Annotated in this window: 9 protein-coding genes; 5 read left to right on the top strand and 4 right to left on the bottom strand. The window is 55.1% G+C overall.

Annotated elements, in window-relative coordinates; translation table 11 throughout:
- On the bottom strand, window positions 1-195 hold a 195-nt coding region (locus LBK75_04890; protein MDR1157629.1), incomplete at its 3' end, for a hypothetical protein.
- Between the two features lie 292 nt (window positions 196-487).
- On the opposite strand from LBK75_04890, the gene LBK75_04885 reads away from it, so the two are divergent.
- The 4 genes from LBK75_04885 to LBK75_04870 all read left to right on the top strand — a co-directional run bounded on the left by LBK75_04885 (window position 488) and on the right by LBK75_04870 (window position 2,782).
- Window positions 488-763 (top strand): hypothetical protein, encoded by a 276-nt coding sequence (locus LBK75_04885; GenBank protein MDR1157628.1) that lies wholly within the window; start codon window positions 488-490, stop codon window positions 761-763.
- Window positions 764-1,472: 709 nt separating this feature from the next.
- Window positions 1,473-1,931, top strand: coding sequence for a PadR family transcriptional regulator (locus LBK75_04880; protein ID MDR1157627.1), 459 nt, complete (start codon window positions 1,473-1,475; stop codon window positions 1,929-1,931).
- On the top strand, window positions 1,928-2,296 hold the full coding sequence (locus tag LBK75_04875) for a hypothetical protein (GenBank protein ID MDR1157626.1): 369 nt from the start codon (window positions 1,928-1,930) through the stop codon (window positions 2,294-2,296). The genes LBK75_04880 and LBK75_04875 overlap by 4 nt, the downstream gene beginning before the upstream one ends.
- A 21-nt stretch (window positions 2,297-2,317) precedes the next feature.
- Window positions 2,318-2,782, top strand: a complete 465-nt coding sequence (locus tag LBK75_04870) for a hypothetical protein (protein ID MDR1157625.1) — start codon at window positions 2,318-2,320, stop codon at window positions 2,780-2,782.
- A 172-nt stretch (window positions 2,783-2,954) separates the two neighbouring features.
- Here the strand turns inward: LBK75_04870 and LBK75_04865 are convergent, their stop codons facing one another.
- The 3 genes from LBK75_04865 to LBK75_04855 form a co-directional block, all read right to left on the bottom strand.
- Complete coding sequence (locus LBK75_04865; GenBank protein ID MDR1157624.1) at window positions 2,955-3,215, bottom strand: AbrB/MazE/SpoVT family DNA-binding domain-containing protein; 261 nt, start codon at window positions 3,213-3,215, stop codon at window positions 2,955-2,957.
- Window positions 3,216-3,467: 252 nt separating this feature from the next.
- Window positions 3,468-5,102 (bottom strand): chaperonin GroEL, encoded by a 1,635-nt coding sequence (groL, locus tag LBK75_04860; protein MDR1157623.1) that lies wholly within the window; start codon window positions 5,100-5,102, stop codon window positions 3,468-3,470.
- Between the two features lie 38 nt (window positions 5,103-5,140).
- Window positions 5,141-5,425 (bottom strand): co-chaperone GroES, encoded by a 285-nt coding sequence (locus LBK75_04855; GenBank protein MDR1157622.1) that lies wholly within the window; start codon window positions 5,423-5,425, stop codon window positions 5,141-5,143.
- A 335-nt stretch (window positions 5,426-5,760) separates the two neighbouring features.
- Here LBK75_04855 and metG point away from each other — a divergent pair, with 335 nt between their 5' ends.
- Window positions 5,761-7,686, top strand: a complete 1,926-nt coding sequence (metG, locus tag LBK75_04850) for a methionine--tRNA ligase (GenBank protein ID MDR1157621.1) — start codon at window positions 5,761-5,763, stop codon at window positions 7,684-7,686.
- Window positions 7,687-7,693: the final 7 nt, after the last annotated feature.

The following is a 7,693-nucleotide window of genomic DNA, read 5'->3' as shown; positions in this document are numbered from 1 at the left end:
CAGGAGTATGTAGTAGCCGTTTTCAGTTTCGGCCATCATTTGCGGTGTGCCTTGCGCGTAATATGTGTACTGAAAATCATCTTCCGGTACAAAAGTATTCGTTTCCGAATGCCCCGGGGCACATCCAGTCAGCAAAATCGCCGACAGGAGTGTAAACAGCGCCATTTGCAAATGGCGTGAACCGATCTTTTTCATGTAAAAAACCACCACCTGTTAAGTTATCCCGGGGTGGCTTTGCCACCCCGGGATGCAAGAACCTCAATGTGTCGCTCAGTTTATGGTGAGTGTTGGATTCCAAACGTAAGACCCATATTCTACCAAATGCTTAGATCTAGCGCGTATTGACTCAGGATTGTAATGACTCGCGGACGCTGTTGCCGAAGCGTACCCAGCAGTGGCAGAATAACTGTTGTAAACTTCATACTGACCACTTACCTGTCCCCAACCATAAGTGTACCACACCTCTGATTTCAAGTATGCGGTAGCAGTGGAAGTAGTCAAGGCAGTCGCGCTGGACGAACCCATTGTCAGGGTGGCGGATACGCTGTTTCCTCCTAAAGAACCTGACGTCGATACGGCGAAAACGTTGATCGAAAAGATAGAAACCAGACACACCATGGCCACGGCGAGCGCCACACATTTCTTGAATGAATGTTTCATAAGAACCTCCGTCTTTTCATATATTTTTCTGGATCCGCAGGTGCAACTTCCTCAAATCATCGGCATCACATCCAATCCAAATCCCCGGGTGGCAGAGATCTAAAAAACGCGCCACAATCAAATCAACCTTCCTATACTCGCGTGCGAAAATATTTGCGAATTGCTGCAAGGGCAAAACTCTACCTCGCTGCTCAACCATTTTCTTCGCAATTCCTTTAACCAACGGTTCAAAACGACAAATCCTTGGGCTATCGCCACCTAACATCTTAATTTCATCGTATTTTACAAATTTTTCAAAATAATCCTCGCACTTTTATCACTCTCGAAGAAAGTGTCCCATCTTCCACCGGACGCACCCTCGTCACGCCGGCTACACATGACTGCAAGTCTTGTCGAAATCCATAATACACCAAGATCTTATACTTGTCAATAGCAAATTTCATTTTTTGTCTTATATTTTTTCTTCAATATTTTTGACCTCAATGATATTATCAGAAAGAAGCAGATTGAGCACAACACTTAAAGAATGCACATTTTATGGTAATATTTTATACAAAATATTCTTTATTTGCCGCTAAACATCTCCCTTCTCACACCGCTTGCACACAGCTACAGATCCCAATCGAAATTTATAATACACCCAGAACTTATAATTGTCAATAACAATTATAGTTGACAAGGTGCATTTTTTCTGAATATGATCTCCTCAAACCAAGAAACACTGTCCCGAGACAGCGGGCTGGCCGTGGGCGGCAAGGACGACTTACCAAATTTATGGAAAAAACTGGGAGACACTGTGCAACGTGGAACCTATGTACGAGGGCATAGTGGAAGAAAATTTACAATACGAGGCGATTCTTGTGGACAAGACGCAAGACACCACCTCCAACAGGAGTGGAACGTCCGCCAGTATCAAGGACTTGCTCAAAAAAGCAACGACAGAGATGCTGGTGTTGTTTGTGTTGCGTTTTAAGCCCATGTACACGTATGAGATGATGAACCTGATTGAACAAATCAGCGGCGGTGTTCTTACCTTCAACACCCTCTACCAAGCTGTGTACAGATTACAAAAATTTCATTATATCTTTGAAGCAAACAAGACCATCTCTGAGGACAACAGATTGCGTGTGTACTTTTCCATCACAGCGGAAGGCAGAGTATACTTTGAACAATTGGTCGCAGAATATAGAACTGTGACGGATGTGATCGACAACATTCTCGCACGGGAAACTCTGGATTTGGCAAATTTGGAGGGAGAAGATCGAAAATGACCAAAGCGCTGAACCGCTACTACAAGACATTGCGAAAGACGCTGATATGTTCCCATGCTTCCAAAACACGCTTTATCAAAGAGTCGGATGCGTTTGTAGCAGATTTTTTGATCGACAAGCCGGATGCCACTGTTGAAGAGCTCTCTGCGCTCTTGGGCGACCCGGTGGTGCTGTCGGAGACTTTTATGGAAACATTAGATCCTGCGGAAATACAGCACAGCAAACGAATGAGAAGTATCTGCAAAATACTTGTTGTTGTCTTGCCTGTTGCGATTATTATCTTTCTTGGCATACTCATTTATTACATAACAAAAGCACAATCTGAGATCGAGCTGACCCAAGAGATCGTCACCTACCTTTACTAAATTTTGAAAGGAGATAATCCAATGAAAAAAGTCAAAGTTCTTGCCTGCTGCCTCGCTATGTTGTGCCTTATGTCCGTGTCAGTGTTCAGTTATGCCGCCGAGCCCGGGGATGCTCAAACAACGGATATTGAATATCTGGGCGATGGCATCACAGTTGAAACCACCACAACGGTCCACAATTCTCTCCTGAGAAGCAGCACCAAAAGCGCCACACGTGAATCCACGTACAAGGACAACGGCACCACCATCGCCACCGTTACGCTGAACGCCACGTTCGGATATGACGGTTCGTCCGCCTGGGTTGTCAGTGCGTCCGCCAGTCATTGGGTCGCCAGCAGCTGGACCTACGAGAACCAAAGCCTTTCGACGACAGGCGCAACCGCGCGCGTTACAGCCACACTGAAGAAATGGCTTGGGTCTATCTTGGTCACATCTGCCTCCGTGAATATCCCGCTGACGTGCAGCGCCAGCGGAACGATCAGCTGACAGTACGCCTGACGACGCCTGTTACACCAAATGTAATAGATGAGAACAAAAGGAGGCGCGACGCGTCTCCTTTTGTTCAGTTCCAATTTTCGCCGCAGCTGCCGCTTTTCCTGTTCTGTCAAAGTCTTGAAATGCTTCTGAAACCGCTCGGTAAACGTAAGCTGATAGGCCATCAATGGCCCTCCAGTTTGCTAAATAGAGCGTCCACGCTGTCAAACGCGGGACGCTCTCCCGCCGCGATCTTCGCCTTCGCGTCTTGGATTTCCCCGCGGAGCTCGTCAAGATACTTTTTGGGGTACACGACGACGGGCATCAGGCAAATCGCGCCGTCCTTCTCGGTCACCTCCAGCTTGTCGCCCTCCGCGATTCCAAGCCGATCAACGATTTCTTTGGGTATGGTAATCTGCGACTTCGCGCGCAGTTCCGCTAACATACGTTCATCTCCTTGTTTTCTGATATTCCGACTTTCCTACTCAATAGTATATGCCGAATGTCGGAAAAAATCAAGTATGGCGCCTATCTCGCTTTACCGCGCCGGGCTGGGCTGGATGCAATCAGCGGGGATTGTGGACAGCAAAAGAGCCGGGTTGCGGATGTGATGTCCGCAACCCGGCTTTCTGTTGAACCCTGTGTGTGTGGGGGACGGCGGGACGCTGTGGGCAGCGTCCCCTACACCTGCTTTACTTTAATACATGTCCATGCCGCCGCCCATGCCGCCGGGGGCGGGGGCGGGGGGCAGAGGTTCCTTCTTGTCGGCCACCAGGCTCTCGGTGGTCAGTACCATGGCCGCGATGGACGCCGCGTTCTCCAGCGCCGAGCGCGTGACCTTTGTCGGGTCGACGATGCCGAAGGTCACCATGTCGCCGTAGTTCTCGTTGAACACATTGAAGCCCCAGCCTATCTTGCCGCTCTCACGGATCTTCTCGAGCACCACCGAGCCCTCCAGCCCGGCATTGATCGCGATCTGCTTCAAGGGCTCCGTCAGGGCGCGCGCGACGATCTCGACGCCGGTCTTCTCATCGCCTCCCACATCGGCCAGCAGCTTCTCCACAGCCGGAACGGCGTTGACAAAGATCGTGCCGCCGCCGGCCACGATGCCCTCCTCCACCGCCGCGCGGGTGGCGTTCAGCGCATCCTCGATGCGCAGCTTTTTCTCTTTCATCTCGACCTCGGTGGCCGCGCCCACTTTGAGGACGGCCACGCCGCCCGACAGCTTGGCGAGGCGCTCCTGAAGCTTCTCGCGGTCGAAGTCGGAGGTGGTGAGCTCGATCTGCGCCTTGATCTGGGCAATGCGGTTTTGGATCTCCTGCTGGTCGCCCGCGCCGCCCACGATGATGGTATTCTCCTTTTGTACCTTGACCTGACGGGCCTGGCCCAGCTGATCGACCGTCGTCTCCTTCAGGTCGAGGCCCAGTTCGTCGGAGATGACCTCGCCGCCGGTCAGGACCGCGATGTCGCGCAACATGTCTTTGCGGCGATCGCCGAAGCCCGGGGCTTTGACGCAGACGCTGGTGAAGACGCCGCGCAGTTTGTTGACGAGCAGGGTGGCAATGGCCTCGCCCTCCACGTCCTCCGCCACGATGACGAGCTTGCGGCCCAGCTTCATGACCTGCTCAAGAAGAGGCAGGATGTCCTGCACGTTGGAGATCTTCTTGTCGGTGATCAGAATGAGCGCGTCATCGATGACGGCCTCCATCTTCTCGGTGTCCGTCACCATATAATGCGAAATATAGCCGCGGTCAAACTGCATGCCCTCGACCACTTCAGAAAAAGTTTCTGAAGTCTTGGATTCTTCCACCGTGATGACGCCGTCAGAACCGACTTTTTCCATCGCCTCGGAAATCAGCCGCCCGATGGTCTCGTCGCCGGAGGAGATCGTACCCACGCGGGCGATGTCCTCGCTGCCGCCCACTTTGTGGGAGTTTCCTAGGATGGACGCCACCGCCGCTTCGACCGCGCTGGCGATGCCGCGCTTCATGATCATTGGATTCGCGCCGGCCGCCACGTTTTTCATGCCCTCGCGGATCATCGCCTGCGCGAGCAACGTAGCCGTCGTGGTCCCGTCGCCGGCCACGTCGTTTGTCTTGGTGGCCACTTCCTTCACCAGCTGGGCGCCCATGTTCTCAAACGCGTTGTCCAGCTCGATCTCCTTCGCGATGGTCACGCCGTCGTTTGTGATGAGCGGCGCGCCGAACTTTTTGTCGAGTACGACATTGCGACCCTTGGGACCCAGGGTGATCTTCACCGTGTCGGCCAGTTGGTTGACTCCGCGCTCCAGCGCGTGACGCGCTTCTTCACCATACAGAATTTCCTTTGCCATAGTCTCGTGATCCTCCTTAACTTTGTTGTTCCTCGGCGTTACTCGACAATGGCCAGAATGTCGCTCTGGCGCACGATGACCCGTTCCTCGCCGTCGATTTTGATCTCGGTGCCGGAGTACTTGCTGGTGATGACCTTTTCGCCTACCTTGACATGCATGACGATGTCCTTGCCGTCCACGTTGCCGCCCGGACCCACGGCGAGCACCTCCGCCACCTGCGGCTTCTCTTTGGCCGTGCCGGCCAGGATGATCCCGCTCTTCGTGGTCTCCTCGGATTCCAGCATCTTCAGAACGACTCTGTCGGCCAGAGGCTTCAGCTTCATAGTCTCAGTCCTCCCGATTCGAAATTGGATCTCATTAGCACTCGGCGACGCCAAGTGCTAAGCCATTACTTATCATATCGACTCGGTTTTGATTATGCAATCCTTGGCGGTGCGAAAAAACCGCCGTTTTCTCGCGAAATCATGCTTTGTGTCCGATTTCCTTGTTCTCACTTTTAACATCTTCGTTTTGCTCTTGTTTTCTCATATTTTAAAAAATCAGTTGCCAATACTGCGTCGAGTGCGGGAGGCTATTGCATTTCACCCGGTCAGAATGATATACTAAAACATATTTGTGGCCTTTTTTGGTGTCCGGCCTGGGTTGGGAGGAAACTGTCATGAGCGCTCGCCCCTATTATATTACGACGGCCATCGCTTACACCTCGCGGGTCCCGCACATCGGGAACACTTACGAGGCCGTGTTCACCGACGCCATCGCGCGGTACAAGCGTATGCGCGGCTACGACGTATATTTTCTCACCGGCACGGACGAGCACGGGCAGAAGATCCAAAAACAGGCGGAGGCCGACGGACGTACGCCGCAGGCGCACGTCGACCACATCGCGGCCGAGGTGCGCCGCATTTGGGACCTGATGGATGTGAGCTACGACCAGTTCATTCGGACGACGGACCCTGCGCACAAGCAGATCGTACAAAAGGAATTCAAACGCCTCTATGAACAGGGCGATATCTATAAGGGGGCCTACGAGGGTCTCTATTGCCTTTCCTGCGAGGCTTTTTACACCGAGACGCAGGTCTCGGACGCCCAGGGCGTCTGTCCGCAGTGCGGCGCCGCCGTCGAGCCCGCCTCCGAGGATGCGTACTTTTTCCGTCTGTCCAAATACGCCGACCGGCTGCGGGCGCACATCGACGCCCACCCCGCGTTCATCCAGCCGGAGTCGCGCAAAAACGAGATGATCAAAAATTTTCTGGACCCCGGACTCCAGGATCTGTGCGTATCGCGCACCTCCTTCACCTGGGGTATCCCGGTGGACTTTGACCCGGGGCACATCGTCTATGTGTGGATCGACGCGCTGTCGAACTACATCACGGCGTTGGGTTACGACCCGGACGGGCCCTCCGAAGCCTTTTTAAAATACTGGCCGGCCGACGTGCATATCATCGGCAAGGACATCTTGCGCTTCCATACGATCTACTGGCCCATCCTGCTGATGGCACTGGATCTGCCGCTGCCCCGGCAGGTGTTCGGCCACCCGTGGCTGCTCTCCGGCGCCGACAAGATGTCCAAATCCCTCGGCAACGTGATCTACGCCGAGGACTTGGTAGGCGAATTCGGCGTGGACGCCGTGCGTTACTATCTGCTGCGGGAGATGCCCTTCGCCACCGACGGCATACTGACCCGCACCCAGCTTATCGCGCGCATCAACGCCGACCTCGCGAACGATCTCGGCAACCTGCTCTCCCGCACGGTGGCGATGATTGAAAAGTACTTCGACGGGCGCCTGCCGGAGGCGCGGGTTCACGCGCCGCTGGACGACGAGGTCCTGGCGCTGACCGAGGAGATCACACGGCGCTACTGCACGGCGATGGACGCCCTGCAGACCGCCGCGGCGCTCGCCGATCTGTGGCGCCTCATCGGGCGGGCCAACAAATACATCGACGAGACCGAGCCCTGGGTGCTGGGCCGCAGCGAGGCGAACCGCCCCCGTCTGGCCGCCGTGCTGCACACGCTGCGCACCGTGCTGCTGAGGCTCGCGCCCCTGCTCGATCCCATCATGCCCCGCAGCGCGCAGGCGCTGCGGGCACAGATCGGCGCCGAGACCGGCCTCGTTCGGAAAGGCCCGGCTCTCTTCCCCCGTCTGCGGCCCGACGGGCCGCCTGCGGCACCCGCTCCGCAGGCCGAGACCTCCGCCGTGTCCGCTCCGACAAAAACAGAAAAAACAGCAAACGTAGACGCGCCGTCCGCGGAGATTTCGATTGACGAGTTTTTCCGCACGGACGTCCGAGTCGCCCTCGTGACGGCCTGTGAACCGGTGCCAAAGTCCGACAAGCTGCTTCGCCTCGAACTGGACACGGGCGCCCTCGACGGCGGAAACCCGCGGCAGGTCGTGAGCGGCATCGCGCGGTGGTACGCCCCTGAGGACCTGATTGGCCGCCGCGTGCTGTTGGTGGCGAACCTGAAGCCCGTCAAACTGCGCGGCGTCCTCAGCCAGGGCATGATCCTCTGCGGGGAAAATCACGACGACGAAGTCTTCGTGCTGTTCGCGCCCGACGGCCTAGCCCCGGGCGCCAAGGTGCGCTGACGGCCGC

Source organism: Oscillospiraceae bacterium, assembly GCA_031265355.1.
Taxonomy (GTDB): domain Bacteria; phylum Bacillota; class Clostridia; order Oscillospirales; family UBA929; genus JAIRTA01.
The sequence above is the reverse complement of the archived record's forward strand: the minus strand, read 5'-3'. Positions and strand labels throughout refer to the sequence as shown.

Bases quoted from the DNA above. Each gene is read 5' to 3' on its own strand.
- LBK75_04865 (MDR1157624.1), bottom strand. From the start codon at position 3,215: ATGTTAGCGGAACTGCGCGCGAAGTCGCAGATTACCATACCCAAAGAA.
- groL (MDR1157623.1), bottom strand. From the start codon at position 5,102: ATGGCAAAGGAAATTCTGTATGGTGAAGAAGCGCGTCACGCGCTGGAG.
- LBK75_04880 (MDR1157627.1), top strand. From the start codon at position 1,473: ATGTACGAGGGCATAGTGGAAGAAAATTTACAATACGAGGCGATTCTT.
- LBK75_04870 (MDR1157625.1), top strand. From the start codon at position 2,318: ATGAAAAAAGTCAAAGTTCTTGCCTGCTGCCTCGCTATGTTGTGCCTT.
- LBK75_04875 (MDR1157626.1), top strand. From the start codon at position 1,928: ATGACCAAAGCGCTGAACCGCTACTACAAGACATTGCGAAAGACGCTG.
- metG (MDR1157621.1), top strand. From the start codon at position 5,761: ATGAGCGCTCGCCCCTATTATATTACGACGGCCATCGCTTACACCTCG.
- LBK75_04855 (MDR1157622.1), bottom strand. From the start codon at position 5,425: ATGAAGCTGAAGCCTCTGGCCGACAGAGTCGTTCTGAAGATGCTGGAA.